The sequence below is a fragment of the Stenotrophomonas sp. YJH_SMC_57 genome (assembly GCF_059369755.1).
Window position 1 is genome coordinate 74,518 of sequence record NZ_JCAFSZ010000005.1, and the last position, 26,726, is coordinate 101,243.

Consider the following 26,726-nt stretch of genomic DNA (forward strand, 5'->3'; position numbering starts at 1 on the left):
TTTGTTGTTTTATTCCGGTCTTTCTGAAATTCAATGCTAGAAGGTGTGCTGTGAAGGGGTTTGTCGGGTTCACTGCGTCATTTGTGTTGCTGATGTAGGTCTCAATTGGCTTTCCTGTTAAGGCGCAGATTGTCACCTACATTCATACCGATGCACTCGGCTCGGTTGTGGCCGAGAGCGATGCCGGCGGCAACGTGATCAAGCGCTATGACTACGAGGCCTACGGGGCCGTAGTGGGCGGAGAGGTTACGGACGGGCCGGGGTACACCGGGCATGTGAGTGACTCGACCACTGGGCTGAGCTACATGCAGCAGCGGTACATGGATCCGCAGTTGGGGGTCTTCCTGTCGGTGGATCCGGTGACGGCATATGAGCAGCCTGTTGGGCAGTTCAACCGGTATCGGTATGCGAACGGGAATCCCTACAAGTTCACGGACCCGGATGGGCGGGAGAGTGGCGTAGCCTTCAAAGTAGTTAACGACGCCACGAATGGGCAGCCGATTACTCCGGCGCCCAGAAATCCCAGCGACAGACTTGGGCCGGCAATTGGTGCTGCACTGACTGCAGTTCTGGCCGCTCCAGTGCTGGCAGAGGTAGGCCTGGCGGCAATGGCAAATCCAGGAGCAGTTGCCACGGCAGCCGAAATTGGTGCGGGAGCTGCTGGGGTTACGGGTACCTCTGGCGCGGTGGCTGGAAAGATCACTGGTTACACGAAGCATGGGTTGAATCAGGCAATCTCCCGCGATGGGGGCAGAGGTGTCTCTGCAAAGGCCATACTATCGGCGGTCAAAGAACCTGCGAAGGTCGCCGAGCAGGCCGGTGGCAAGATTGCCTATACCGGGAAGGATGCGAAGGTAGTCCTGAATGGAGAAGGGAAAGTCATAACTATCATTCCAAGAAACAGCGATGGGTTGAGAGACCCGAAGGTGAAGTGAAATGACAAGGTATATCTCCTCCCGTCTGCATTCTCTGTTGATTGAAATCGCAGCGAAGCACAGCTTTCAATTGCCTGAAGTAGGCTTTATGAACCTGGTTGAAAGTGATCGCGAGCTGCTGGTCGATGCCTTGCTGCGGGAGCTGTTGGAGACCGGCTTGGGAGCTGACGATGAGCCTAATCAACGAGGCCTGGAGATCGAAGAGATCATTGATTTCGTCGCATCCATCCCGGACTCGCCTGATGCGTCGAGCGGGTGAATAGTTGCTGATGTCGAATTGCAGGCGGCGAGTCGCAGATTCGATTTCTACTTCGGGTACTCATCGCAGTGAATGCCCCGATTCTGATCGGGGCTTTTCTTTTCGTGCGTCGCTGGCGCGGGGGGGCGGGGTCGTCGGATGGAAGGGTGATCCGCACAAGTAGTGCCAGCCCATGGCTTGTACCGCCAAAGCCAATCGATCGCATAAGGCGCCAGATGGCCAACAGTTTTCTACGCACGCCTATCGAAATCAGACGAGTGGACAAGTTGTTGAGTCAAAAAAAATTGATTGAAGAGGGGAAGTAAGTCAAATGCGAGTTAAAGTTATTAATGGTTGGGAGAGCGTTCTCGCTGACCTTGGTGCAGAGGGTAAGGCGAAGCCGAAGCTGTTCGTGGCTCGCGGAAGGGAGTACACGGTTTATGGGCTTAGTTTGCACCGTAGTTCGACTGTGTATAGGGCGGGGGCGACTATTTGTCAGCTGGTCGATGATTGCGGGAATCTAGCCTTCGCACCCATAGGTATATTCGAGGTGCCCGATGGTGCGATTCCGGAGCTTTGGCGGGTCGCAATTCGTGATGGTGACGTTCTTATTTGGCCAGATATTTTTCACAAAGAGTTCTTTTTTGATGACTTTTCAGAGGGGGTTCCCGAGTGCGTCACGGCCTTCCGATGCCTGCAGTCACAGCTAGAAAATGCTGGCTGACTGAATTGTCTGGAGCAGTGGAATGAAGGGGGGCATCGATATACAAGCTAACGGAGCAAGTTGGTCGCAGACGATCCGCATTCAAACGCCGCCTCGCATCCTCTACTAGGTTGCGCTTATCGCCACTTGCGGGCAATCTGCTTGATGTCATACACCCTCACCAAACGCATCGTTCTCGCTGCTGTGCCTAGGCGGGCCGGACATGGCTAATATCGAAGTCTGAGGAATCACCTAGACTACCCGCACTGCAAGATGATGGGTCAATTGCCAGAGATAAGCCGCCTCCGAAAAGTGAATCGAACGCCGGAGAGGAGAGGGCAACTGGCACGATCTATTCCGATTCCAAGGGGAGCGCGATTCCGACACCGCTAGATGGCAAAATTGAAGGATCACCCGACGGTAGTTGTGGGGTTTGAGCCGGAAGCAGCCAGTCGATTGTTTTCCCCTACCGTATCCAATCCGGTTCCGGTACTTGAAAGGTTGCAGAGGCCATAGATGTCTGAGCTCAGAATATTTGTCGATTTCAACAATAGAGATCCTGATGGTTTCCTGAGGCTCAACCTCACGGGGACGCTGGAGGACCTGAGAAGAGAGAATCTGGCTCTCGAGGAAGGGATGCTTATGACAGGATCAGATGGCGATCTCACGGCTAAGATAATCGTTGTTGCACCCGGACTGGAAGGCATATGGCGGGGCAGAATGGTTGATGGGCCTTGGGAGGGGACTGAATGAATGCGCATTGTTGGTGGGGCTTGGAGACGCTCCCTGCCCAATTGGGGAGGGGGTTTTCTGCGGGTGGTGACCGACATCCCAATGATGCCGGCATGTGACCTGCAAGACTGAAGCGAACCACCAGTCGCGTTCTGCACGCCTAGTCGGCCGGTTGCGTCAAATCAAACCGCTCTACTCGTTGTTCGTGCGGTCGACCAGGCTGCTCTATACAACTATTCGCAAGCGAGATGCGTCACGAGCTTCAGTGCTTCCTGTGTCATTTACGACTCTGTGCGTCGCGTGCGCCTAAGCATCAGCGCACTCGCGTCTTCTCATGTCGCCCTCGCCATCTACCGCGCATGCAACAATTCGTACCGCTCCTTTCGATGCATCCGGACCTTTCGGATTTTTCTCATTGAATCGAAGGCGCAGGCGTAAACAACATGGCGCGCCACCGAAAAAGGGTGGCCGGGCGTGCAAACCCGACCATAGCTGTAAACGCTTGCCAGCCGGCACCGCCCCAAAAAGCGGTGCCGGCTGGCAATCCGTCGGCCTATATGGCGGGCGGTGCGTGGGGGTCTTCGGACCCGCCGGTTTAGCTATGCCCGGTTTGCAACCCGCACCGTCCGCCACCCCGCTTCCGCGCGGTGGCAGTGTTAAGTACAGCCACGGAAGCCGACGTCATGACCACTCGCAAGATTCCGCCATTCCCCGTCGATGAGCCCACCAACGACGACGACAACCCCGCCTTTGACCTCAGCACCTTCCAGGGCTGCCTCAAGCGCATCCGCGATGGCGAAGGGTCCGATGGCATGCTGTGGCCCGAAGAGAACCTGTCAGACGGCCGCCGTCAGTCCCTGGCCAGGATCGACCGCGCGGCGGTGGGCATGCTGACGGCGGTGGAGATGCTGCATGCGGCCAGTCGCTGCGAATCCATGGCCACGCCCGACCGGCATCTGGATGAGGGCGTCGTCGAGGGGCTGTTCTTCGCATGCCGCGAACTGGCTGAACTGGTGTGCAGGGAAGTCCGGCCGTCCTGAGCTTTCGCGCGTGGCTGAACACGTTCAGTAGGCTTTGCCGGTCCGGTGGCTTTGGCGTGGCCGGGCCCGATGCTACGCTGCGTGCCCGTGTGGCTGGACAGCCCGCGCGCACGCGGTGCGACAACGTGTCGCAGCCAGATCGGCGCCTTTCCTGCGCTCGATCATTGTCAATGCCTTTCTTAAATGGTGGGTGACGGCCTAAAATTGTAGGGCTGACTCGACCCCACCTCCCTGCCTGTCCCCGGACCGGTGGGACCGGCTTTGGCCGGAACAGGCAGGACGGGGAACGGCATTCCCTCGCAATTGGATCGACCGATGATTCCGTTGAAAACCCTTGGGCGCTGGTTGCGCCCGGGCCTGCTGCTGTCGTTGCTGGTGATGCTCACCGGCTGCGATGCCGTGGCCATCCTCAGTCCGAAGGGCCAGATCGGCCAGGATGAGAAGACCCTGCTGATCACGGCCACCGTGCTCATGCTGCTGGTCGTCATCCCGGTCATCATCATGACCCTGACCTTCGCGTGGAAGTATCGCGCCTCCAACACCAAGGCCCGTTACGAGCCGAAGTGGTCCCACTCGACGGCGATCGAGGTGGTGGTGTGGTCCATTCCGTGCATGATCGTGCTGGTGCTGGCGGTCCTGACCTGGCGTTCGTCGCACGCGCTTGACCCGTACAAGCCGCTGGAATCGGACGTCAAGCCGGTCACCATCGAGGCGATCTCGCTGGACTGGAAGTGGCTGTTCATCTATCCGGAAGAGAAGGTGGCGGTCGTCAACGAAATCAAGTTCCCGGTCAACACGCCGCTGAACTTCAAGATCACGTCCGACACGGTGATGAATGCCTTCTTCATCCCGCACCTGGGCAGCATGATCTACTCGATGGCCGCGATGGAGACCAAGCTCCATCTGATCGCCAACGAGACCGGTGAATTCCCGGGCATGTCCTCGCACTACAGCGGCGCGGGCTTCGCCAAGATGCACTTCACCGCCTACTCGGTCACCGATGCCGAATACCGCCAGTGGCTGGGCCAGGTCCGTGCCGGCGAGCAGACCCTGGACAAGGCCTCGTTCAAGGCACTGGGTGAAGCACGCAACGCCGAGTGGTACCCGGTCACCTACTTCGGCAAGACCGAAGAGGGCCTGTTCAACTGGGTCATCGCCAAGCACATGGGCGACAACAAGCACTACGGCATGAAGCACGAACACGCCGGTGCCGCCGCTGCTGATGCCGCCAGCCATGAAGCGCACGAGGGCCACGCCCCCAGTGACGCGCATGATTCCAAGGAATCGGGTGAAAACCTGGATGCCAACGAACACGAACACGCAGGCCATGCCGGCCACGCGGGTTCGGGAGAATGAACATGTTGGGAAAACTCTCTATTGAGTCGATCCCCCACGATCCGATCGTGCTGACCACCCTGGTCGGCGCGGTGCTGGGTGGCCTGGGCGTGATGGCCCTGATCACCAAGTTCAAGCTGTGGGGCTATCTGTGGAAGGAGTGGTTCACCTCGGTGGACCACAAGAAGATCGGCGTGATGTACCTCATCGTCGCCTTCGTCATGCTGCTGCGCGGTTTCTCCGACGCCATCATGATGCGTACCCAGCAGGCGCTCGCCGTCGGCGGGTCCGAGGGTTACCTGCCGCCGCACCACTACGACCAGATCTTCACCGCCCACGGCGTGATCATGATCTTCTTCGTGGCGATGCCGCTGATCACCGGCCTGATGAACCTGGCCGTGCCGCTGCAGATCGGTGCGCGCGACGTCGCGTTCCCGTTCGTCAACTCGCTCAGCTTCTGGCTGTTCGTGTCCGGCGCGGTGCTGATCATGCTGTCGCTGTGGATCGGTGAGTTCGCTGCCACCGGCTGGCTGGCGTTCCCGCCGTTGTCGGGCATCGAGTACAGTCCAAGCGTCGGCATGGACTACTACATCTGGGGTCTACAGGTCGCAGGCCTGGGTACCACGCTGAGCGGTATCAACTTCTTCATTACCATCCTGAAGATGCGTACCCCCAGCATGAAGCTGATGCAGATGCCAGTGTTCACCTGGACCGCCCTGGTGACCAACGTGCTGATCGTCGCCGCCTTCCCGGTGCTGACCATCACCCTGGTGCTGCTGACCCTGGACCGTTACCTGGGTACGCACTTCTTCACCAATGACGGTGGCGGCAACGCCATGCTGTACATCAACCTGATCTGGATCTGGGGCCACCCGGAGGTGTACATCCTGGTCCTGCCGGCGTTCGGTGTGTTCTCCGAAGTCATCGCGACCTTCTCGCGCAAGGCGCTGTTCGGCTATAAGGGCATGGTCTACGCCACCGCCTGCATCGGCGTGCTGTCGTTCATCGTGTGGCTGCACCACTTCTTCACCATGGGCTCGGGTGCCAACGTCAATGCCTTCTTCGGCATCACGACGATGATCATCTCGATCCCGACCGGCGTGAAGATCTTCAACTGGCTGTTCACCATGTTCCGCGGTCGCGTGCAGTTCACCACGCCCGTGCTGTGGACCATCGGCTTCATGGTCACCTTCACCATCGGCGGCATGACCGGCGTGATGCTGGCGATCCCGGCGATCGACTTCGTGCTGCACAACAGCCTGTTCCTGATCGCCCACTTCCACAACGTCATCATCGGCGGCGTGGTGTTCGGCATGTTCGCCGGCATCACCTACTGGTGGCCGAAGATGTTCGGCTTCCGCCTCAATGAGTTCTGGGGCAAGTGCGCGTTCTGGTGCTGGTTCATCGGCTTCTACGTGACCTTCATGCCGATGTACGTGCTGGGCTTCATGGGCATGACCCGTCGTCTGCAGAGCACGGTCAACCCGGCGTATGAGCCGCTGCTGCTGGTGGCTGCCTGCGGTGCCTTCATTGTCGGCGCCGGCATCCTGTGCCAGATCATCCAGGTGGCCGTGTCGATCCGCGACCGCAAGAAGACCGTCGACCTGACCGGCGACCCGTGGGATGCCCGTACGCTGGAGTGGGAAACCTCTTCGCCGCCGGCCTTCTACAACTTCGGCACCCTGCCGGAAGTCACCGAACTGGACGATTTCTGGGAGCGCAAGCAGCGTGGTGAAGCCTGGCCGAAGCCGGCCAAGTACACCGACATCCACATGCCGCGCAACACTGGCACGGGCGTTGTCATCGGTGCCTTCAGCCTGGTGTTCGGCTTCGCGATGATCTGGCACATCTGGTGGCTGGCCATCGTCGGCTTCGTCGGCATGATCGCCACGTTCATCTACCGCACCTTCGACCAGGACGTGGACTACTGGGTCCCGGCCGCCGAGGTGGAACGCATCGAGAACGAACACCGCAAGCACCTGGAAGCCCAGGGCCTGGTGAAGTCGGAGCTGAAGGCATGAGCACCAATACCTCGACCCTGAGCCACGGGCACGCCGCGCATGCGGCGGCCCATGGCCATGACGACCACGAGCACCACGACACCGGCGGCAACACCGTCTTCGGTTTCTGGGTGTACCTGATGAGCGACTGCCTCATCTTCGCCTCGCTGTTTGCCACCTACGTGGTGCTGTCCGGCGGTACCGATGGCGGCCCCGGCGCGAAGGACCTGTTCGAGCTGCCGTTCGTGGCGTGGGAAACCGCGCTGCTGCTGACCTCGTCGCTGACCTTCGGCCTGGGCATGATTGCCATGCACCGCAAGCAGATGGGCCAGATGTACCTGTGGCTGGCCATCACCTGGCTGCTGGGCTTCGGCTTCATGTGCATGGAAGTGTGGGAATTCCAGCACCTGATCCATCAGGGCTACGGTCCGGACCGCAGTGCCTTCCTGTCGGCGTTCTTCGCCCTGGTCGGCACCCACGGCCTGCACGTCAGCGCCGGCCTGCTGTGGCTGCTGGTGATGTTCGTGCAGCTGAAGAAGTACGGCCTGACCCCGACCAACAAGACCCGCATGGCGTGCCTGAGCCTGTTCTGGCACTTCCTGGACCTGATCTGGATCGGCGTGTTCTCCGTCGTCTACCTCAATGGAGCGCTGTAATGGCACATGACAACCATGCACACGACCACGGCACCGGCGGCGAAAGCCATGGCACCGTGAAGTCGTACCTGATCGGCTTCGTGCTGGCGGTGGTGCTGACCGTCATCCCGTTCTGGATGGTGATGTCGGGTGATTTCTCGCGCACCGTCAACGGTGTGGTGATCGCGATCACCGCGGTGCTGCAGATGCTGGTCCACCTGGTGTTCTTCCTGCACCTGGACCGCTCTTCGGAAAGCCGCTGGAACGTCAACGCTGCGGCCTTCACCGTGGTGGTGATCGGCATCATCGTGGTCGGTACCCTGTGGGTCATGCACAACATGAACGTGCACATGATGCACTGACGTCCTCGCGACGTTGCCACGCAGAAAGGCCGCCCCCGGGCGGCCTTTTTGTTTGATGCGGTAGTGCCGGGCGCTGGCCGGCTCCCCGCAATTGCCGGCCAGCGCCCGGCTCTACCCCGCCACCTTGCGCAGGAACTCCTCGGCCTCCATCGGCCGGCCCAGGTGGTACCCCTGCAGCTGGTCGCAGCCCAGTTCGCTCAGGTACTCGCGCTGCGCCTGGGTCTCCACGCCTTCGGCCACCACCTGCAGCTGCAGGGTGCGGCCCAGCGCGATGATTGACGAGACGATGGCGGCATCCTCGTCATTGCATTCCAGGTCGTGCACGAAGGCGCGGTCGATCTTCAATTCGGTGGCCGGCATGCGCTTGAGGTACAGCAGGCTGGAATAGCCGGTGCCGAAATCGTCGATGGCAATGTGCACGCCCATCGCGGTGAGGTCGTTGAGGATCGCCAGGCTGGCATCGACGTCCTTCATCGCCGTGGTCTCGGTGATCTCCAGGGTCAGCCGTGCCGGTTCGATCCGGTGCCGCTGCAGCACCTCGCGCACGCTGTCCAGCAGAGCGGGCGAGGCGAACTGCAGTGGCGACAGGTTCACCGCCATCGACCATTCGCTGTGCCCGGCGTCGTGCCACGCACGCAGCTGCGCACACGCACGGTCCAGCACCCAGTCGCCAATCGGCAGGATCAGGCCGCTGCGCTCGGCGATGGGGATGAACACATCCGGGGCCAGCAGGCCCAGCTCCGGGTGCTGCCAGCGCAGCAGCGCCTCGGCGCCGGTGGCCGGTGCGCCGGCGGCCGGGAACTTGGGTTGGTAATGCAGGATCAGTTCGTCGCGGGCGATGGCCTTGCGCAGGTCCTGCAGCAGGCGCAGCTGGCGGTTGGCACTCAGCTGCATCGACGGGGTGAAGAAGGTGTAGCCGTTCCGGCCGGTTTCCTTGGTGTGGTACATCGCCGCATCGGCGTGCGCCATCAGTTCGCGCTCGTTGCCGGCATCGTCCGGGTACAGTGCGATGCCGAGGCTGGCACTGACCTGCAGTTCGGCCGCATCCAGCGTGAACGGCTCGCCGGCCGCGGCGATGATGCGTTCGGCCACCACCACCGCATCGTCGGGAATGTCGATGGCCAGCACGATCACGAACTCGTCGCCGCCGAGGCGGGCGAAGGTATCCTGCGGCCGCAGCAGGCCGCCGATGCGCTGCGCCACCGCCACCAGCAGGCGGTCACCGAGCTGGTGGCCGTAGGCATCGTTGACCGCCTTGAAGCCGTCCAGGTCGCAGAACATCACCGCCACCGTGTGGCCGCGGCGGCGCGCCTTCTCGATGGCCTGCTCGATGCGGTCCTGCAGCAGCATGCGGTTGGGCAGCTGGGTGAGCGGATCGTGCAGCGCGGCCTGGATCAGCTTGTTGTTGGCGCGCGCCAGCGAATCGGCCAGCAGCCCGGTGCGCACGCGCATCTGCCGGTCGAACAGCGAGGCAACCAGCGCGATGCCCAGCGTGGCCACGGTGGTGACGATCACCAGCACCGCCAGCCAGCGGGTGTCGATGGCGCCGCTGCCGACCGCGCCGCAGATGCTGCCTTCGGGGAAGCGCGCTGCGGCCATGCCGGTGTAATGCATGCCGACGATGGCCAGGCCCATCACCAGCGAAGCGAGCGCGCGCAGGAGGAGGGTGTTGCGCTGCTCGGCACGCAGGCGGAAGGCGATCCACAGCGCGGCGCCGGCGGCACCGATGGCCACCGCGATCGATGCGGCGAACCAGCCCGGGTGGTAATCGATGCCGGGCTGCATGCGCATCGCCGCCATGCCCAGGTAGTGCATGGTGGCGATGCCCAGCCCCATCAGCACCGCGCCGGCCAGCAGCCGTCGCCACGGCAGGCTGGGCCGCGACACCAGCCACAGCGCATAGGCCGAGGCACCCATGGAGACCGCCAGCGAGTACAGGGTGATGCCGAGGTCGTAGCCGACTGGAATCGGCAGGTCGAAGGCCAGCATGCCGATGAAGTGCATCGACCAGATGCCCAGGCCCATCGCCGCCGCGCCCCCGGCCAGCCACCAGCGGGCCACGCGGCCTTCGGCGGTGGCCAGGCGGCCGGCCATGTCCAGCGCGGTGTACGAAGCAAGAATGGCCACCAGCAGCGAGATGGCAACCAGGCTCTGACTGTAACTGCCAGTCATGTTGAATCCAGTGGGAGAAAGGAGGGGCGCCCGCAAGGCGCACGCCCGCGACCCCTATCGGCGCGGGTGGGCGGGACTTGAGCGGTCGCAGCACCTGCGACCCGGCTCGGCTATCCTGCCACGCCTGTTCCCGTTGCTGGAAATCATCCGATGGCCAAAGCCCGCACCGCCTACGTCTGCAATGAATGCGGCGCCGAATACAGCAAGTGGCAGGGCCAGTGCACCGAGTGCAATGCCTGGAACGCGCTGTCGGAGATCGTGCTGGAGAGCGCGGCGGCGGCCAAGGCGCCGGCCTCGCGCCGGGCCGGCTGGGCCGGCAAGATCGACCCGCCGAAGATCACCGCCCTGAAGGATGTCGAGCAGACCGAGCACCGTCGGGTTTCCACCGGCATCGGCGAGTTCGACCGCGTGCTGGGCGGCGGCCTGGTCGAAGGTGCGGTGGTGCTGGTGGGTGGCGATCCGGGCATCGGCAAGTCGACCCTGCTGCTGCAGGCGGTGGCCAAGATGGCGGCGGAGCTGCCGGTGCTGTATGTCACCGGCGAGGAATCGCTGGCCCAGGTGGCCGGCCGTGCACACCGGTTGGAACTGCCGCTGGACGGCGTCAATGCGCTGGCCGAGACCGGGGTCGAATCGATCCTGCAGCATGCGTCCAGGGCCGGCCCGCGGCTGATCGTGGCCGATTCGGTGCAGACCCTGTGGACCGAAAGCCTGACCGCCGCGCCCGGCTCGGTCAGCCAGGTGCGCGAGAGCGCGGCACGGCTGGTGCGCTTCGCCAAGGAGACCGGCACCGCCGTGTTCCTGGTCGGCCACGTGACCAAGGAGGGCGGCATCGCCGGCCCGCGCGTGCTGGAGCACATGGTCGATGCGGTGCTGTACTTCGAGGGTGAGAGCGGCAGCCGCTTTCGCCTGTTGCGCGCGTTCAAGAACCGCTTCGGCGCGGTCAACGAGCTGGGCGTGTTCGCGATGGGCGACAAGGGCCTGAAGGAGGTCTCCAATCCGTCGGCGATCTTCCTGTCCGGGGGCAGCACCCACCAGCCGGGCAGCTGCGTGATGGTCACCCGCGAGGGCACCCGGCCGCTGCTGGTGGAGGTGCAGGCGCTGGTCGATGCCTCGCCGCTGTCGAATCCGCGCCGTGTCGCCGTTGGCCTGGAGCAGAACCGCCTGGCCATGCTGCTGGCGGTGCTGCACCGTCATGGCGGCGTGCTGGTCGGCGACCAGGACGTGTTCGTCAATGTCGTCGGTGGCATCCGCGTGCAGGAAACCGCCGCCGACCTGCCGGTGCTGCTGGCGGTGCTGTCCTCGCTGCAGGACCGGCCGCTGGCGGAGAAGACGATTGCCTTTGGCGAGGTCGGCCTGTCCGGCGAGATCCGTCCGGTGCCCAATGGCGAAGACCGCCTGCGCGAGGCCGCCACCCATGGGTTCAAGCGCGCCATCGTGCCCAAGGCCAACGCGCCCAAGGGCGGCTCGGTGAAGGGCATGGAAGTGATCGCGGTGGAGCGGTTGTCCGAGGCCATCGACGCGGCGTGATGCAGGTTCTGAAGAGTCGAGCTTGCTCGACTGCCGGTAGAACAGCAGTCGAGCAAGCTCGACTCTACGTGGATGCGGCGGCCGACACGGCACTGGTCAGGCTTGCTGTGCTAGTTTTTCCCGCTCGACGAAGGCGCCCTCTGGCGCCTTTCCGTGCCCAGGAGTAAACGATTACATGCAGGACACCGCGCTCACCGCCCCCAACGCCGAAATCCGTCGCGCCGGGGTCGATCTCAATGGACTGATGACGGTGCTGGGCAAGCACCTGTATTCCACCCCGATGGTGGCGCTGCGCGAACTGGTGCAGAACGCGCACGACTCGATCATCCGTCGCCGCATCGAGCAGCCCGGCGTCGACGTACCCTCGCGCATCGCGGTGCAGGTCGATGCCGGTGCCGGCGTGCTGCGCATCACCGATACCGGCGCCGGCCTGACCCGCCAGGAAATCCATGACTACCTCGCCACCGTCGGCGTCGGTTACACCCGTGGCCTGCGCCAGGGTGGCGAGGACGACGACGGCCTGATCGGCATGTTCGGCCTGGGCTTCCTGTCGGCGTTCGTGCTGGCGCGCCGGGTCAGCGTGCGCACCACCTCCTATCAGACGCCGGCGCTTGGCCATCTGTACGTGTCCAGCAACGCCGAGCAGTACACGGTCAGCGAAGTGCCGGCACGTGCGGTCGGTACCGAGGTGGAACTGGAGCTGCATCCGGATTTCCTGCCACTGGCCAACGAGGCGCGCCTGCACGAGGTGCTGGGACGCTACTGCGCTTTGTTGTCCGAGCCGATCTTCATCGGCGCCGCAGCCGAGGCGCTCAACCCTGAGCCGCCGCCGTGGCGCGGCCAGCAGGATGTCGCGCTGCATCCGGTGCAGGCGCGCCGGCAGGCGCTGCAGTTTGCTGCGCGCTTCGAGCACGATTTCGAACCGATCGTCACCGTGCCGCTGCGTGCCGATGGCCACAGTGATGCCACCGGCCTGCTGTGGGTGCAGGACGGTGCCACCTATGGCACCAGCGACAACCGCAACCTGTCGGTGTTCGTGCGCGGCATGCTGCTGGACGATGATGCACGCGACCTGTTGCCGCCGTGGGCCGGGTTCATCGGCGGGGTGATCGAATCCTCGCGGCTGACACCTACCGCCAGCCGCGAAGACCTGCAACGCGATGACCAGTACCGCGCCGTGCAACACGCGCTGCTGGAAGCGCTGATTGACGGCCTGGCCGACATCGCGCGGCAGCAGCCGGAAGCGTGGCGGCGCGTACTGACCCGTCACAACGAGGCGCTGCTGGGCGCGGCGCTCTGTGATGACCGCCTGTTCGACCTGCTGCTGGAACACGTGCGCGTGCCGACCTCGCAGGGCGACCTGCCGGCCAGTGCATTGCCGGCACGCGGTGCCGTGCACGTGATCCTCGACAACGGCGGCGGCTTCGAGGAAATGCTGTTCCGCGCGATGGGCGTGCCGGTCGCGCATGGCCATCGCTATGCGGTGGTGCCGTTCCTGCGGCGCTGGGCCCAGGCCAAGGGCCTGCGCCTGGTCGAACTCGGCACCGAGCAGGGCAACCGTGCGTTGTTCCGCAGCGACGACAGCCTCGATGAAGCACAGTTGGCATGGTTGCGTGAGCAGCTGGGCGACGGTGAGCAGCTGCTGCCGGCGCGCTTCAGCCCGGAGGCGCTGCCGGTGGTGGTGGTGCCCGACCGCGAGGCCGAGCTGAAGCAACGGCTGGAAGACGACGAGAACGACAAGCGTGTGTCGATGGCGGCGCTGCGCCTGGCGCGGCAGTTCACCGCGCGCATCGAATCGCGCGCGCCGTCGCGGCTGTATCTCAATCTCGACAATCCGGCGGTGCAGGCGCTGCTGCGCGCCCAGCGCGAGGGCCATCCGCAGGCCGAAGCCGCGGCGCGCCTGCTGCGCTCGCTGAAGATCATCGTTGCCGCGCAGGGCCGCCCGCTGGCCCGCGCGACCGCCACGCCGGGCCCGGATCTCAACGGCGCTTTCTCCGATATTGCCGGTGCCCTGCAGCAGATGCTGCGCTGAGCACCGCCCCCTCTCATCCAGCCTTCGCTAGACAGGAGCACTTATCCCATGGACATCTGGAACTGGGTCGAAAAACTGCAGGGCGACCTGCGCCAGGCCGGCCAGGCGCAGAACGCGCACCTGCTGAACCGCCTCGCCGACGAGGTGAGTGAACTGCGTGTCGACCGCGTCGACGCGCTGCTGCCCGAGGCGCGCGCGCTGGGCAAGGCGCTGGACAACCCGTGGGTCGACGTCTACGTCGGCCATTGGGCGCTGCGCAACCGCGTCGGCAATCGCGTGGAAGGCGAGAGCGCGCTGGGCGAAGCGGTGGCGCTGTTCGAGCGGGCGCACCGCGAGGACACGCTGGAGTGCCCGCAGTCGATCTGCGTGACCCAGGACCTGGCCGCCTGCTACGGCAACATCGATGGCCCGGGCTGGGTGCCCGAGCGCATCGAGGTGTGCGATGAAACGCTGGCGCGCATCAATCCCGGCTGGGCCTGCTTCCAGTGCCTGAGCTGCGAGAAGGCCGACGCGCTGCTCGATGATGGTCGCGGCCAGGATGCGCTCGACTACCTGCAGGTGCAGTCCGATGCGATCGAGGCCTGTGGCAAGGAAGTGTTCGACAGCTTCCCGGAGATGCAGATCAAGATCCTGCTGGGCATGGGGCGCGCCGACGAGGCGCTGCTGCTGATCGAGAAGCGCGAGGCCGAAGTGGCCGCGTCCGGTGAGTACGAGCCGGCCAACTGCACGGTGCCGCGCCGCCTGTCCAAGGCCTGGGCGCTGGCCCAGCTGGGACGCGATGAAGAAGCGCTGCAGCAGCTGGTGCCCTGGAGTGAACTGACCCCCACCTACTGGCGGCTGTGGGCAAACACTGCCGCGGCGCTGTGCCAGCGCAATCCGGCACGCAACACCTGGGATCTGGGCACGCGCTACTCCACCATCATCGAGCACTTCGCCCAGGTGGGTTCGCACCGCCTGCTGATCGAAGTGGCGGCGCTGAGCCTGGAGCTGGCCCTGCAGCGCGGTGCGCGCTGGGTCGCGCAGCGCCAGCTGGCACTGGCCCGCACCCATCTGGCGCAATTGCGCCAGGACCGCGGTGCGGCGGCGCTGGTGGCTGGCCTGGCCGCGCGCATCGAGGCGTTGCCGGAGGTGGCGCCGCTGCCGGTTCCCGCGGGCGACCTGCTGGCGTGGCTGAGCGAGCAGGGCGAGCAGAACCAGTCGCGTGACCCCGAACGCGAGGCGCAATGGCTGCTGCAGGCGCAGGCGCAATTGCCCGATGACGAAGCACTGGCCGAGACGGCGGCTTCTGCGCTTGCTGCCTGCGGTGCGCAGGCCGAGGCGCGCGCGCTGCTGTGGCAGTTCGTGCAGGCGCACGCGCAGGAAGACGGCCCGGCGGCCTACACCCTGATGCGCTGGCTGACCGAGCAGGGCGATGACGACGGCCTGCGTCGCCTGGCCGACGTCTATCGCGGTAGCGTTCCGGTGTTCGCGCATTGGTGCGAGGTGCAACGCGCACGCCGCGTGTCCGACTGGCCGGCGCTGGAGCAGGCCGCGCTGGCTCTGCTGGAGGCATCGCCGGGCTCGCACGGTGCGCGCGGTACGCTGGCGCGGATGTACATGGAAACCGGCCGCTTCAGCGAAGCACAGGCCTGCTATGCGCAGCTGGTGGAGCTGCTGGAAGAACCGAACGCCGCGCACTGGGATCACATGAGCGCCGCCAGCGCGGCGCGCGACTGGGACGCGGTGCGTCGCTCGGCGGCGGCGATCGGCATGGAGCTGACCAGCCAGGACGGCGTGGTCGAGGAGCCGTGGGGGTGGGTGATCATCCGCAGCGAAGAGCATGGCGAGCCGATGGAGTACTACGCGCGTCGCAGCGGCCCGGTCACCGCACGCATCGTCGAGAACGCACCGGCCAATCGCGCCCAGCAGGTGGGCGACTGGGTGGTGTTCGATGCCGCGCTGGTGCATCCGGCACCGGAAGAGGAGGAAGCGCGCGAGCACTTCATCCCGACCTACGCACAGGTGCATGTGCTGGAGCGCGGCGGCTTTGCCCGCAGCTGGCTGATCGATGGCGCGCACCCGGGTGAAGCGGCCTGGAACGCCTTTGTTGAAGCCGCCGAAGCACAGGGTTGGCAGGTCTGGTCGCACAGCCGCCCGGACTACACCGTGACCGATCCGGACGCGGACGAGGGCACCCTGCCGGGCATCCTGTTTACCGTGGCACAGCCACAGGACCATGCGCCGCTGGCGCTGCACCGCTTCCTGCAGCAGCAGACCGCGACGTGGCCGCATCCGCACTGCTGGCTTCGCCTGGCCGAAGCCTGTGACCAGGACCGCCAGCCGCACCTGGACGTGATCGAGCGCTACGGGTTGTAAGCCCGGTATCGGAGAGTGCCGGCCGCTGGCCTGCAGCGCCATGCGATCCTGTGTTGCCGGCCAACGGCCGGCACTACCCCAAGGAGAGACCTATGCGAAAGACAGGGATGTGGGTGTTCGCCGGGCTGCTGCTGGCCCCCGCCGTGCAGGCCGCACCGGCCTGCCAGGCGCCGGTGGCCGTGGCGCGCGCGTTCTACGAGGCGACGACGGGCAAGGGGGATCTGCTGGAGCCGCCGCCTGCGCTGGTCAGCCCGGCATTCGGCAAGGCGCTGCGCGGCGAACGTGCCTGCCAGGTGCGCGAGGAGGGCATCTGCACGATCGATTCGGACCCCTGGCTGGATGGCCAGGACGGTGACATCGACAGCGCGGTGGACTACCGCTGGCAGCAGGGCTCGGCCAGCGCCGGCATGGTCGAGATGCGCTACACCGTGTGGAAGCAGGCGCGCCTGACCCGCGTACCAATGGTCCGGCAGGGCAACGGCTGCTGGCAGGTCGATGACATCGTTACCAGTCGCGGCCGGTCGGTGCGGAAGATCCTGGCCCAGCCGGTGCCCTGAACCGCCTACGGCATCCACGCAGGGTGCTGTCCAGTTGCCGGCCAGCGGCCGGCACTACCATGTGATGTTGGGGTGGGTGCCGACCTGGGTCGGCACGCCGCTATCGCGAATGCCCGAACACCAGCTCGATCACGAACTGGCTGCCGAAGAACGCCAGCAGCAGCAACAGCATCGCCGCCAGCGTCCAGTGCACCGCCTTCATGCCGCGCCAGCCATAGCGGCGGCGGCCGATCAGCAGCACGCCGAACACGATCCACGACAGCACGCTGAGCACGGTCTTGTGCACCAGCTTCTGCGCCAGCAGGTCGTCGACGAACAGCACGCCGGTGACCAGAGTGAGGGTCAGCAGCGCGAAACCGACGGTGATGACCCGGAACAGCAGCGATTCCAGGTCGGCCAGCGGTGGCAGTGCGCGCAGCCACGGGCGGAATTCGCGGCGGCGCAGCGCACGCTCCTGCAGCCACAGCATGATCGCCAGCAGTGCGGCGATGCTCAGCGTGGCGTAGGCCAGCAGCGCCAGCCAGGCGTGGCTGGCCAGGCGCCAGCCCAGCACCTTGCTCGGTTCGTGGCCGTAGCCGTGGTAGGCCAGCAGCAGCACGGCGGCCAGCGGGAACACCACCACGCCCAGCGCCGACATCCGCCCGCGTGCGCCGACCAGCGAGGTCAGCCAGGCCATGCCCAGGCCGACCAGCGACAGCGCGGCGAAGAAGTGCATGTCCGGCCCGCCATTGGTGCGCATCGCCACCATCACGTGGTAGCCGCCGTGCAGCAGCATCGCCGGCAGGGCCGGCCACAGCCAGGTGGGGGAACCGGTGGTTTCATCGCGGCCGAGCGCGCGCACCAGCAGGGCACTGGCAGCCAGGTAGAGCAGGACGGCGATGAGAACGATTGTCATCGTTGCAGTTTCGCATACCCCCGCGGTGGTGGCGACGGCCGCGGCGTCGCAGCCCGGCAGGTGGGGCGGACCCGTTATACTGTCTGCCTTATTGTCCCCCGTTTTCAGACAGGTCGTACCGCATGTTCGAGTCCCTGACCCAGCGCCTTTCCGGCACCATCGAGCGCCTGCGTGGCCGTGGCCGCCTGACCGAGGAGAACATCCGCGAGGCGACCCGCGAGGTCCGCATCGCACTGCTCGAAGCCGACGTCGCGCTGCCGGTGGTGCAGGCCCTGATCGAGCGCATCAAGGTGCGCGCGGTCGGCCAGGAAGTGCTGAAGTCGCTGACCCCGGGCCAGGCCCTGATCAAGGTCGTGCGCGATGAGCTGACCGCGGTGATGGGCGCTGAAGCCAGCGACCTGAACCTCAATGTTCCGGCCCCGGCCATCATCCTGATGGCCGGCCTGCAGGGCGCCGGCAAGACCACCACCGTGGGCAAGCTGGCCAAGCACCTGAAGGAAAAGCGCAAGAAGAAGGTGATGGTGGTGTCGGCCGACGTCTACCGCCCGGCCGCGATCGAGCAGCTGAAGACCCTGGCCGAGCAGGTCGGCGTGCTGTTCTTCCCGTCCAGCGCCGACCAGAAGCCGGAAGCCATCGTGCGTGCCGCCATCGACGATGCGCGCAAGTCGTTCGTCGACGTGCTGCTGGTCGATACCGCCGGCCGCCTGGCCATCGACGAAGCGATGATGGCCGAGATCAAGGCCCTGCACGCTGCCGTGAACCCGGCCGAAACCCTGTTCGTGGTCGATGCCATGACCGGCCAGGACGCGGCCAACACCGCCAAGGCCTTCGGCGATGCGCTGCCGCTGACCGGCGTGGTGCTGACCAAGACCGACGGTGACGCCCGTGGCGGTGCCGCGCTGAGCGTGCGCTACATCACCGGCAAGCCGATCAAGTTCGTCGGTGTCAGCGAAAAGCCGGAAGGCCTGGACGTGTTCCACCCGGACCGCATCGCCAGCCGCATCCTGGACATGGGCGACGTGCTGTCGCTGGTCGAGCAGGTCGAGCAGCAGGTCGACAAGGACAAGGCCGCCAAGCTGGCCGAGAAGGTCGCCAAGGGCAAGAAGTTCGACCTGAATGACATGCGCGACCAGCTGGAGCAGATGCAGAACATGGGCGGCATCGGCGGCCTGATGGACAAGCTGCCGGGCCTGGGCAACATCCCCGACCATCTGAAGCAGCAGGTCAGCCAGGGCAAGGAAGTGCCGCGCATGATCGCCATCATCAGCTCGATGACCAAGAAGGAACGGCGCAACCCGAACCTGCTCAACGGCTCGCGCCGCGCGCGCATCGCCAAGGGCTCGGGCGTGACCCCGGCCGACGTCAACAAGCTGATGAAGCAGTACATGCAGATGGAAAAGATGATGAGCAAGATGGCGGGCGGCGGCATGAAGGGCATGCTGCGCAGCATGAAGGGCATGATGGGCGCCATGGGCGGCCGCGGCATGCCGTTCCGTTGATGCCTGAAAGGGGGAGGGCGCAGGGGGCCGGGACCGGCACTTGCGTGGCCAGCCCCCTGTTGCTTGACTACGAGTTGATCTGACAAGGGAATGCACATGAAGAAGATGATCGTGGCAGCGGCGCTGGTGCTGGCGCTGGCCGCCTGCAAGGACGACACCTCGGTATCGCAGAAGGCCGGCAGTGCCATCAGCGGTACCGCAGCCGATTTCGTCGCTGGCTTGGGCGAAGGCGTGGACAAGCGCATGAACGTGACGCTGCAGGCCGATCCGGGCCTGGCGGCGCGGGGCCTGACCGTGACCCTGGGCAAGAGCCGCGGCATGGGTTCCAAGGAAGCGGCCGTGTATGTGGTGGCCGACAAGGCCTTCAAGGGCAAGCTGGTTGCGCGTGCGCTGGATGCCGAGGGCACCGAAATCGGCCGTGCATCGGCCGAGGCGGAATTCGCCGCCGACGACGCACGCTATGTCACCTTCCAGTTCAACGAGGAAATGGACAGCCAGCTGGTGCGCACCTACGCAGTGGTGGCGCGCTGATCCTCGCGCGGCCAGCCCCTCGGGTTCTGGCCGCAGCGACTGGCGTATGCTGGGCGGCGACTTCTCCCGCAGGTATGTCGCGTGAACGCATCGCCGATTCTTGAACGCGCCGACGCCTTCTGTCGGCGTTTTTCATTGCAGTTTCCGATCCTGCTGGCACCGATGGCCGGCGCCTGCCCGGTGCCGTTGTCGGCTGCGCTGGCCAACGCCGGCAGCATGGGCGCGATGGGCGCGGTGCTGTCGTCATCGGCCGATATCGGCCGATGGATGGACGACTTCCGCGCCGCTTCCACCGGTCCGGCGCAGGTGAACCTGTGGGTGCCGGACCCGGCGCCGACCCGGGATGTTGCCGCCGAGGCTGCCAGCCGCGCCTTCCTTGCGCAGTGGGGCCCGGACGTGCCGGCCAGCGCCGCCGATGCCACGCCTGCCGACTTCGAAGAACAGTTCGCCGCGCTGCTGGCGGCGCGCCCGGCAGTGGCCTCGACCATCATGGGCGTGCTGCAGCCACGCCACGTGCAGCAGCTGAAGGATGCCGGCATCGCCTGGATCGCCTGTGCGACCACCTTGTCCGAAGCACGCGCCGCACAGGACGCCGGCGCCGATGCGGTGGTGGCGCAGGGCGTGGAAGCGGGTGGCCACCGCGGCTCCTTTGATCCGGCGATGGCCGAGCGCCAGCTGGTCGGGCTGTTCGCGCTGCTGCCGCGCCTGGCCGATCACCTGCGGATTCCGGTCATCGCTGCCGGTGGCATCGCCGATGGCCGTGGCATTGCCGCCGCGCTCACCCTCGGCGCCAGTGCCGTGCAGATCGGTACCGCCTTCCTGCGCACGCCCGAAGCGGCGATTGCCTCGGCGTGGGCCGATGGGCTGGCCGCCAGCGAGCCGGAGGATACCTGGCCGACCCGTGCCTTCAGTGGCCGCCTCGGCCGTGGCCTGGCCACCCCTTATGTGCGCGCCGCCGCCGCGGACGGCGCACCTGCGCCGCGCCCGTACCCGGTGCAGCGCGGGCTGACCGCACCGATGCGCAGGCAGGCCGTGCAGGAAAACCGGCTGGCGGCGATGCAGGCCTGGGCCGGGCAGTCGGCATGGATGGCCCCGGCACAGCCGGCCGCCGAGGTGCTGCGTGGCATCTGGCAACAGGCGCAGGCGCTGCTGCGATGACGGTGACCTGCAACGGCCAGCCGGCGCAGGTCGAAGATCTGCTGCCGGCACTGGTCAACTATGGCCACTTCACCTCGCTGCAGGTGCGCGGCGGTGCGGTGCAGGGGCTCGATCTGCATCTGGCGCGGCTGTCGCAGGCCACGCGCGAACTGTTTGGCACCGAACTGGATACGGCGCAGGTACGGGCGTGGATGGCGCAGGCCCTGCAGCAGGCGGCGCGGGCCGATGCCTCGCTGCGGGTGACGGTGTACTCGCGCCACTTCGATTTCCGCAGCCCGCTGGCGGCGGTGCCGGTGGACGTGCTGGTGGCCGTCTCCACGCCGGTGGCGCTGAGCGCACCCAAGCGGGTGCGCAGCGTGGCCTGGCAGCGCGAGCTGCCGCAGATCAAGCATGTAGGCACTTTTGGCCTGTTCGCCGAGCGGCGTGCGGCGATGGCCGAGGGCTTCGACGATGCCTTGCTGGTCGGCAGCGACGACTGCATCAGCGAAGGCACGACCTGGAACCTGGCCGTCCACGACGGTCACCAGTTGCTCTGGCCGCGCGCCCCCGCCCTGCGTGGTACCGCCGAGAGCCTGCTGAAGCAGCACTGGCCCGGCCCGCAGGTCAGCCGGCCTCTCCCGCGGGCGGCCCTGGCTGGCGTGAAGGCGGCCTTCGCCTGCAATGCCAGCGGCCTGTGGGCGCTGGAGGCCATCGATGGGCATGTCCTGCCGGGTTCGCAGGCGCTGGCTGAACAGGGTAGGGCGGTGCTGGCAGGGGTGCCTTGGGACGATCTGGGCTGAAAGCCCCGCCGGGCAGGGCCCGGCGCTACCGTGAAGGTCGGGCACCCCCGGGGTTGGCTCGGCCCGGCTCTGCCGCTATAATCGCCCGCTTACCTCGCCATCCTGGCGACTGGGCAATAGGAAAAACACCATGGTCAAGATTCGACTGACCCGCGGCGGCGCCAAGAAGCGTCCGTTCTACCACATCATCGTCACCGACGTGCGCAGCGCGCGCGACGGCCGCAACATCGAGCGCGTTGGCTTCTACAACCCGGTCGCCCAGGGCGCCGAGAAGCGCATCGAGCTGGACCTGGCCCGCGTTGACCATTGGGTCAAGAACGGCGCCCAGCCGACCGACAAGGTCCGCAACCTGATCAAGGAAGCGACCAAGTCCCAGGCCGCTGCGGCCTGATCCTGACGGGCCACGCTTCGGCGTGGCCCTCTTGGTTGAAGCAGATGAAAGATATCGAGCGCCGCATCCTGCTGGGCAGGGTTGTCGGCGCTTTTGGTGTGCGCGGCGAGATCAAGCTCGAGTCCTGGACCGAGCCACGTTCCGCCATTTTCCGTTACCAGCCGTGGATCGTGCGCAGCCCGTCCGGCGTGGAAACCACGATTGAAGGTGTGCGTGGCCGCGACAGCGGCAAGCACATGGTCGCCCGTTTCCCCGGCGTCGAGGACCGCGATACCGTCGAAGCGATGCACGGCACCGAGATCTACGTGGCGCGCAGTGCGCTGCCGCCGCCGAAGCCCGATGAGTACTACTGGGTGGACCTGGAAGGCCTGGACGTGAAGACCACCGAGGGCGTCGCCCTGGGCCAGGTCTCGCACCTGTTCAGCACCGGCGCCAACGACGTGGTGGTGGTCCGTGGTGACCGCGAGCGGATGATTCCGTTCGTGCAGCCGGACTTCGTCAAATCGGTCGACTTCGAGGCCAACCTGGTCGTGGTCGACTGGGATCCCGAGTTCTGAGTGTGAGCATGCGTTTCGACGTCATCACCCTGTTCCCCGAGTTCCTCGCCCAGTCCGCTGGGTTGGGCGTGGTCGGGCGTGCGCAGGAGAAGGGCCTGTTCAGCCTGCATGGCTGGAATCCCCGTGATTACGCCGAAGGCAACTACCGCCGGGTGGACGACCGTCCGTTCGGCGGTGGCCCGGGCATGGTGATGCTGATCGAGCCGCTGCAGGCCTGCCTGCAGGCGATCCGCGACGCCGACCCGACCCCGGCGCGGGTGATCTACCTCAGCCCGCAGGGCGCACCGCTGACCCAGGCCAAGGTGCGGGAACTGGCGGCATTGCCGCGCATGGTCCTGCTCTGCGGCCGCTATGAAGGCATCGACGAGCGTTTCCTGGAAGCCAATGTCGACGAGGAGATTTCCCTCGGCGATTACGTGCTGTCCGGGGGCGAGCTGGGCGCGGCGGTCATCATCGACGCCGTGGCCCGCCTGCAGGACGGCGCCCTGAACGACGCCGAATCGGCGGCGCAGGACAGCTTCGAGGGCGACCTCGGCCTGCTCGACTGCCCGCACTACAGCCAGCCGGCCCAGCATCCGCTGGGTGACGTGCCGGCGGTGCTGCGCTCGGGCAACCACGCGGCCATCGCTGCATGGCGTCGCCAGCAGTCGCTGGTCCGTACCGCCCAACGGCGCCCGGACCTGCTGGATGAACAGGCACTGGGCAAGGCCGACCGCAAACTGCTGGACCAGGCCCGGCAGGCCCTGAAACAGAAGGCCGGCCCCTAGCGCAGGGCTGGCTTTATCGGCTATGATGGCCAATTCCCGCCAGCCCCGGCCGGCGCGCGCAGTACCCACAACAAACGTGCAGCACAGTCCAGTGACTGCATCAGCCTACGTTGTCGAAACGACACACCCACCCGAACAAGAATCGGTGTAACCCATGAGCAAGCTGAACAAGTCCATCGTCGCGGAATTCGAATCCGCCCAGATCACCCGCGAACTGCCGAAGTTCAGCCAGGGCGACACCGTTGTCGTCAACGTGAAGGTGAAGGAAGGCAGCCGCGAGCGCGTGCAGGCCTACGAAGGCGTTGTGATCGCCACCAAGAATGCCGGCCTGAACTCCTCGTTCACCGTCCGCAAGATCTCGCACGGCTACGGCGTCGAGCGCGTCTTCCAGACCCACAGCGCCATCATCGACTCGGTCGAAGTGAAGCGTCGTGGTAAGGTCCGCGCCGGTAAGCTGTACTACCTGCGTGGCCTGGAAGGCAAGGCTGCCCGCATCAAGGAAGACCTGGCTGCTGCTGCTGCCGCCAAGGCTGCCCGTCTGGCCGAAAAGGCCTGATAGACAACTTCGGTTGTTGCCGCGACGGCCACCTTCGGGTGGCCGTTTGCGTTTCCGGCAGTGCATCGGTCACGATCAGGTGATGAGCGACATCAATCCGCGCTATCCCGCCGCAATCCAGTCGGCGCTGCGCTTTCTCGACGGCAAGGGGCTGGCGCGTGCGCAATCGGCCCCGCTGTTGCATCGGCTGCTGTGGCGCGTGGGCGTCGCACTGCCGCCGCCGATCCTGGCTGGCTTCGGCACCAATGCATTGGTGCAGGGCCTGTTGTTCGGGCTGTTCTGGACCGGCCTGATGTGGCTGATGCTGTGGCAGGGCAGCGAGCGCCCGCTGGCGTTGCTGCTGGCGGCCGGGTTGCTGGCCGGTGCCTTGTTCGGCGTGGTGATGGCGGCGCTGATGCATTCGCTGCGGCGTCAGCGCAAGCTGCCGGGCTGGCGCCAATTCCTGGCCGGCCAGACGGACTGAACCGATGGCGCAGCGCGCCGTGACCGGCGGGCAGGCGCCGCGCTAGGCTGCGCTTTCCACTCAGATGGACGTGCCGTGCGATGCCTGCCAAGCGAACCGCACCTTCCGCCGTTCCCAGGCTGCTGTCCGGCGGCAACCCGCAGATCGCCAGGGGCGAGGGCGATGCCACGGTGCAGGCCTACATCGCGGCGATGCCGGACTGGAAACGACCGATCGGCGAGCGCCTGGATGCGCTGATCGAGCAGGCCGTGCCCGGCGTGCACAAAGCGGTGAAATGGAACTCGCCGATGTATGCGGTGGCCCCGGGCGCAGGCTGGTTCCTCAGCTTCCATTGCTTCACGCGCTACATCAAGGTCGCGTTCTTCCGCGGCGCTGCATTGAAGCCGGTGCCGCCCGAGCCATCCAGAAGCGCCGATACGCGCTACCTGCACCTCCCGCAGGACGAGGTGCTGGATGAAGCACGCTTCCTCGACTGGGTGCGGCAGGCGGCCGCATTGCCCGGCGAGCGCATGTAAGCCCGACGTTTCGATCTTCTTCCCGACGAGAGCACCTGATGGCCACGCATGCACCCAACCCTGCCGATGCCGGAACCCCGGCGGCCGAACTGATCGATGCGCGCATCGCCGAACTGGGCGACTGGCGTGGCGAAACGCTGGCACGCGTGCGCGCGCTGATCCATGAAGCGCTGCCGGAGGTGCAGGAGACCTGGAAGTGGCGCGGCACGCCGGTGTGGGAATACAACGGCATCCTGTGTACCGGCGAGACCTACAGGAAAGCGGTGAAACTGACCTTCGCCAACGGTGCGGCACTGGCGGACCCGAAGGGTCTGTTCAATGCCAGCCTGGACGGCAACACGCGGCGCGCGATCGACATCCATGAAGGCGTGATGCCCAATGCCGCCGCGTTCAAGGCGTTGCTGCGCGAGGCCGCAACGTTCAACGCGGCGAAAAAGAAGAAGCGGTAGAGCCGGGCGCTGGCCGGCTGTTGCACGCCGGCCAGCGGCCGGCACTACCGTGGCGGGGCTGACTCCAGCGCCGCATCCGGGTCGGCCACTGGTGACGGCGGGCAGGCCGGAATTTCCGAGGGCGTGGCCAGTTGCTCGGCGTGCGAAGGTTTGCCGATCATCTTCGCCTTGCGCCAGCCGCCCCAGCGGTAATACGCCAGCGACAGCAGCATCGACACGAACGAGCTGACCGGGAAACTCCACCAGATCGCATCGGCGCCCCAGTACGGCTGCAGCAGTTCGGCGAACGGCACGCGCACGCCCCACAGCGAGCCGGCCAGGATCAGCAGCGGTGGAATCACCGCGCCGGTCGAGCGCACCACGCCGGAGATCACGAAGCTGACGCCGAAGAACAGGAACGAGCCGATCACCACATGGTTGAGATGGCGGGCGATGCCCAATGCCTCGCTGGCCGGCGGCAGGAACAGCGCCAGCAGCTGGCGATCGAACACCACCAGCGGCAGGATCAACGCGCCGGTCAGCAGGAAATTGAACAGCACGCCCTGGCGTGCGGTACCGCGCACGCGGTCCCAGCGCTGTGCGCCCACGTTCTGCGCGGCCATCGACGAACACGCCGCACCGATCGCCATCGCCGGCATCTGCAGGTAGTTCCACAGCTGCAGCGAGGCGCCATAGCCCGCGCCGGTCGCGGTGCCGTACTGGTTGACCATGGTCATCAGCATGATCACCGACAGCGAGATCAGCACCATCTGCAGGCCCATCGGCACGCCCTTGAGCACCAGCGCCTTGAGGATGGTCAGGTCGAGCTTGAACAGGCGCATGTCGGCACGCCCCAGCCACAGCGTGTGGCGCTTGTGGCGCATGTACAGCAGCAGGCCGGCCAGCGACAGGGTCTGCGCGACCAATGTGGCCCAGGCCGAGCCGGCGATGCCCAGCGCGGGGAATGGCCCCATGCCGAAGATCAGCACCGGGTTCAGCACGATGTCCAGCGCCACCGACACCATCAGGAAGCGGAATGGCGTACGCGAATCGCCGGCACCGCGCAGCGCGGCGGTGAGGAAGGCAAACGCGTACAGCGTCGGCATCGCCAGGAAGATGATCTGCAGGTAGGCCTCGGCCAGCGGCAGCGAGGCGGCCGGCGTGCCCATCGCCGCCAGCAGCGGATGCGCCATGAACCAGCCGGCGATGGCGATGATCACCGACAGGCCGATGAAGAAGGTGGCGCTGGTACCGACCACGCGCCGCGCCTGGGCGATGTCGCGTGCGCCGATGGCCTGGCCGATCAGGATGGTCGAGGCCATGCCGAAACCGAACACCGAGCCGATCAGGAAGAACATGATGTTGTTGGCGTTCGCGGTGGCGGTCAGCGCCGCCTCGCCGAGGAAACGCCCCACCCACACCGCATTCACCGAACCATTCAGCGACTGCGCGATGTTGCCGGCCAGGATCGGCAGGGAAAACAGCAGGAGATTGCGGCCGATCGGGCCGGAGGTCAGGTCAAGCGGCGCTTTGGCCATGGAGTGGTGATCGATTCCCGGGAGGC

The 26,726-nt window shown here is 65.8% G+C and carries 26 protein-coding genes; 23 read left to right on the plus strand and 3 right to left on the minus strand.

Annotated features, from left to right (window positions below):
• Window positions 1-140 precede the first annotated feature (140 nt).
• From AC5P7U_RS07780 to cyoD, 8 genes are all read left to right on the plus strand, one after another.
• On the plus strand, window positions 141-935 hold the full coding sequence (locus tag AC5P7U_RS07780) for an RHS repeat-associated core domain-containing protein (RefSeq protein WP_495221013.1): 795 nt from the start codon (window positions 141-143) through the stop codon (window positions 933-935).
• 1 nt (window position 936) lies between these two features.
• Window positions 937-1,194 (plus strand): hypothetical protein, encoded by a 258-nt coding sequence (locus AC5P7U_RS07785; RefSeq protein ID WP_197564690.1) that lies wholly within the window; start codon window positions 937-939, stop codon window positions 1,192-1,194.
• A 1,198-nt stretch (window positions 1,195-2,392) separates the two neighbouring features.
• Entirely contained in the window at window positions 2,393-2,629 is a 237-nt protein-coding gene (locus tag AC5P7U_RS07790; protein WP_197564689.1) for a hypothetical protein, read from the plus strand.
• Window positions 2,630-3,291: 662 nt separating this feature from the next.
• Window positions 3,292-3,648 (plus strand): hypothetical protein, encoded by a 357-nt coding sequence (locus tag AC5P7U_RS07795; protein ID WP_008267900.1) that lies wholly within the window; start codon window positions 3,292-3,294, stop codon window positions 3,646-3,648.
• Between the two features lie 315 nt (window positions 3,649-3,963).
• Entirely contained in the window at window positions 3,964-5,004 is a 1,041-nt protein-coding gene (gene cyoA, locus AC5P7U_RS07800) for a ubiquinol oxidase subunit II (RefSeq protein ID WP_049456172.1), read from the plus strand.
• 2 nt (window positions 5,005-5,006) lie between these two features.
• Window positions 5,007-7,004, plus strand: coding sequence for a cytochrome o ubiquinol oxidase subunit I (gene cyoB / locus AC5P7U_RS07805; protein WP_414556010.1), 1,998 nt, complete (start codon window positions 5,007-5,009; stop codon window positions 7,002-7,004).
• Window positions 7,001-7,639, plus strand: a complete 639-nt coding sequence (gene cyoC / locus AC5P7U_RS07810; protein WP_006425005.1) for a cytochrome o ubiquinol oxidase subunit III — start codon at window positions 7,001-7,003, stop codon at window positions 7,637-7,639. The genes cyoB and cyoC overlap by 4 nt, the downstream gene beginning before the upstream one ends.
• The gene (gene cyoD, locus AC5P7U_RS07815) at window positions 7,639-7,980 is read left to right on the plus strand and encodes a cytochrome o ubiquinol oxidase subunit IV (protein ID WP_005408584.1); all 342 of its coding nucleotides are present in this window, start codon (window positions 7,639-7,641) and stop codon (window positions 7,978-7,980) included. Before cyoC ends, cyoD begins: the two co-directional genes overlap by 1 nt.
• A 111-nt stretch (window positions 7,981-8,091) precedes the next feature.
• On the opposite strand, the gene AC5P7U_RS07820 is transcribed toward cyoD, so the two are convergent.
• Window positions 8,092-10,152 carry a putative bifunctional diguanylate cyclase/phosphodiesterase gene (locus tag AC5P7U_RS07820; RefSeq protein WP_049456171.1) on the minus strand — a complete coding sequence of 687 codons (2,061 nt, stop codon included), beginning with the start codon at window positions 10,150-10,152 and terminating at the stop codon, window positions 8,092-8,094.
• Window positions 10,153-10,302: 150 nt separating this feature from the next.
• On the opposite strand from AC5P7U_RS07820, the gene radA reads away from it, so the two are divergent.
• The 4 genes from radA to AC5P7U_RS07840 all read left to right on the plus strand — a co-directional run bounded on the left by radA (window position 10,303) and on the right by AC5P7U_RS07840 (window position 16,623).
• Window positions 10,303-11,679, plus strand: a complete 1,377-nt coding sequence (gene radA, locus AC5P7U_RS07825; RefSeq protein ID WP_133934124.1) for a DNA repair protein RadA — start codon at window positions 10,303-10,305, stop codon at window positions 11,677-11,679.
• Window positions 11,680-11,854: 175 nt separating this feature from the next.
• Complete coding sequence (locus AC5P7U_RS07830) at window positions 11,855-13,711, plus strand: ATP-binding protein (protein WP_495220961.1); 1,857 nt, start codon at window positions 11,855-11,857, stop codon at window positions 13,709-13,711.
• Window positions 13,712-13,759: 48 nt separating this feature from the next.
• Window positions 13,760-16,066 (plus strand): tetratricopeptide repeat protein, encoded by a 2,307-nt coding sequence (locus AC5P7U_RS07835; RefSeq protein ID WP_308309005.1) that lies wholly within the window; start codon window positions 13,760-13,762, stop codon window positions 16,064-16,066.
• A 92-nt stretch (window positions 16,067-16,158) separates the two neighbouring features.
• On the plus strand, window positions 16,159-16,623 hold the full coding sequence (locus AC5P7U_RS07840) for a YqhG/Tai3 family protein (RefSeq protein ID WP_495220963.1): 465 nt from the start codon (window positions 16,159-16,161) through the stop codon (window positions 16,621-16,623).
• Window positions 16,624-16,723: 100 nt separating this feature from the next.
• On the opposite strand, the gene AC5P7U_RS07845 is transcribed toward AC5P7U_RS07840, so the two are convergent.
• Entirely contained in the window at window positions 16,724-17,518 is a 795-nt protein-coding gene (locus tag AC5P7U_RS07845; protein WP_049456167.1) for a cytochrome C assembly family protein, read from the minus strand.
• A 122-nt stretch (window positions 17,519-17,640) separates the two neighbouring features.
• Between AC5P7U_RS07845 and ffh the strand changes: the two genes are divergently transcribed.
• The 11 genes from ffh (at window position 17,641) to AC5P7U_RS07900 (ending at window position 25,183) form a co-directional block, all read left to right on the plus strand.
• Window positions 17,641-19,017 (plus strand): signal recognition particle protein, encoded by a 1,377-nt coding sequence (gene ffh / locus AC5P7U_RS07850; RefSeq protein ID WP_005408591.1) that lies wholly within the window; start codon window positions 17,641-17,643, stop codon window positions 19,015-19,017.
• Between the two features lie 96 nt (window positions 19,018-19,113).
• A complete protein-coding gene (locus tag AC5P7U_RS07855; protein WP_006425235.1) occupies window positions 19,114-19,548 on the plus strand; it encodes a hypothetical protein in 435 nt (144 codons plus the stop codon).
• Window positions 19,549-19,587: 39 nt separating this feature from the next.
• A complete protein-coding gene (locus AC5P7U_RS07860) occupies window positions 19,588-20,706 on the plus strand; it encodes an NAD(P)H-dependent flavin oxidoreductase (protein ID WP_495221014.1) in 1,119 nt (372 codons plus the stop codon).
• Window positions 20,703-21,485, plus strand: a complete 783-nt coding sequence (locus AC5P7U_RS07865) for an aminotransferase class IV family protein (protein ID WP_495220965.1) — start codon at window positions 20,703-20,705, stop codon at window positions 21,483-21,485. Before AC5P7U_RS07860 ends, AC5P7U_RS07865 begins: the two co-directional genes overlap by 4 nt.
• A gap of 130 nt (window positions 21,486-21,615) precedes the next feature.
• A complete protein-coding gene (gene rpsP / locus AC5P7U_RS07870; protein WP_005415733.1) occupies window positions 21,616-21,876 on the plus strand; it encodes a 30S ribosomal protein S16 in 261 nt (86 codons plus the stop codon).
• 44 nt (window positions 21,877-21,920) lie between these two features.
• Window positions 21,921-22,433, plus strand: coding sequence for a ribosome maturation factor RimM (rimM, locus tag AC5P7U_RS07875; protein WP_495220967.1), 513 nt, complete (start codon window positions 21,921-21,923; stop codon window positions 22,431-22,433).
• Between the two features lie 8 nt (window positions 22,434-22,441).
• Window positions 22,442-23,200: a tRNA (guanosine(37)-N1)-methyltransferase TrmD gene (gene trmD, locus AC5P7U_RS07880; RefSeq protein WP_197564961.1), complete on the plus strand. Its 759-nt coding sequence runs from the start codon at window positions 22,442-22,444 to the stop codon at window positions 23,198-23,200.
• A 154-nt stretch (window positions 23,201-23,354) separates the two neighbouring features.
• Entirely contained in the window at window positions 23,355-23,756 is a 402-nt protein-coding gene (gene rplS, locus AC5P7U_RS07885; protein ID WP_005408597.1) for a 50S ribosomal protein L19, read from the plus strand.
• An 82-nt stretch (window positions 23,757-23,838) separates the two neighbouring features.
• The gene (locus AC5P7U_RS07890) at window positions 23,839-24,219 is read left to right on the plus strand and encodes a DUF6404 family protein (protein WP_197564960.1); all 381 of its coding nucleotides are present in this window, start codon (window positions 23,839-23,841) and stop codon (window positions 24,217-24,219) included.
• Window positions 24,220-24,299: 80 nt separating this feature from the next.
• Complete coding sequence (locus tag AC5P7U_RS07895) at window positions 24,300-24,734, plus strand: DUF1801 domain-containing protein (RefSeq protein WP_495220970.1); 435 nt, start codon at window positions 24,300-24,302, stop codon at window positions 24,732-24,734.
• A gap of 38 nt (window positions 24,735-24,772) precedes the next feature.
• Window positions 24,773-25,183, plus strand: coding sequence for a DUF1801 domain-containing protein (locus tag AC5P7U_RS07900; RefSeq protein WP_197564958.1), 411 nt, complete (start codon window positions 24,773-24,775; stop codon window positions 25,181-25,183).
• Window positions 25,184-25,227: 44 nt separating this feature from the next.
• Here AC5P7U_RS07900 and AC5P7U_RS07905 read toward each other — a convergent pair whose 3' ends face one another.
• Window positions 25,228-26,700, minus strand: a complete 1,473-nt coding sequence (locus tag AC5P7U_RS07905; protein WP_495220973.1) for an MATE family efflux transporter — start codon at window positions 26,698-26,700, stop codon at window positions 25,228-25,230.
• Window positions 26,701-26,726: the final 26 nt, after the last annotated feature.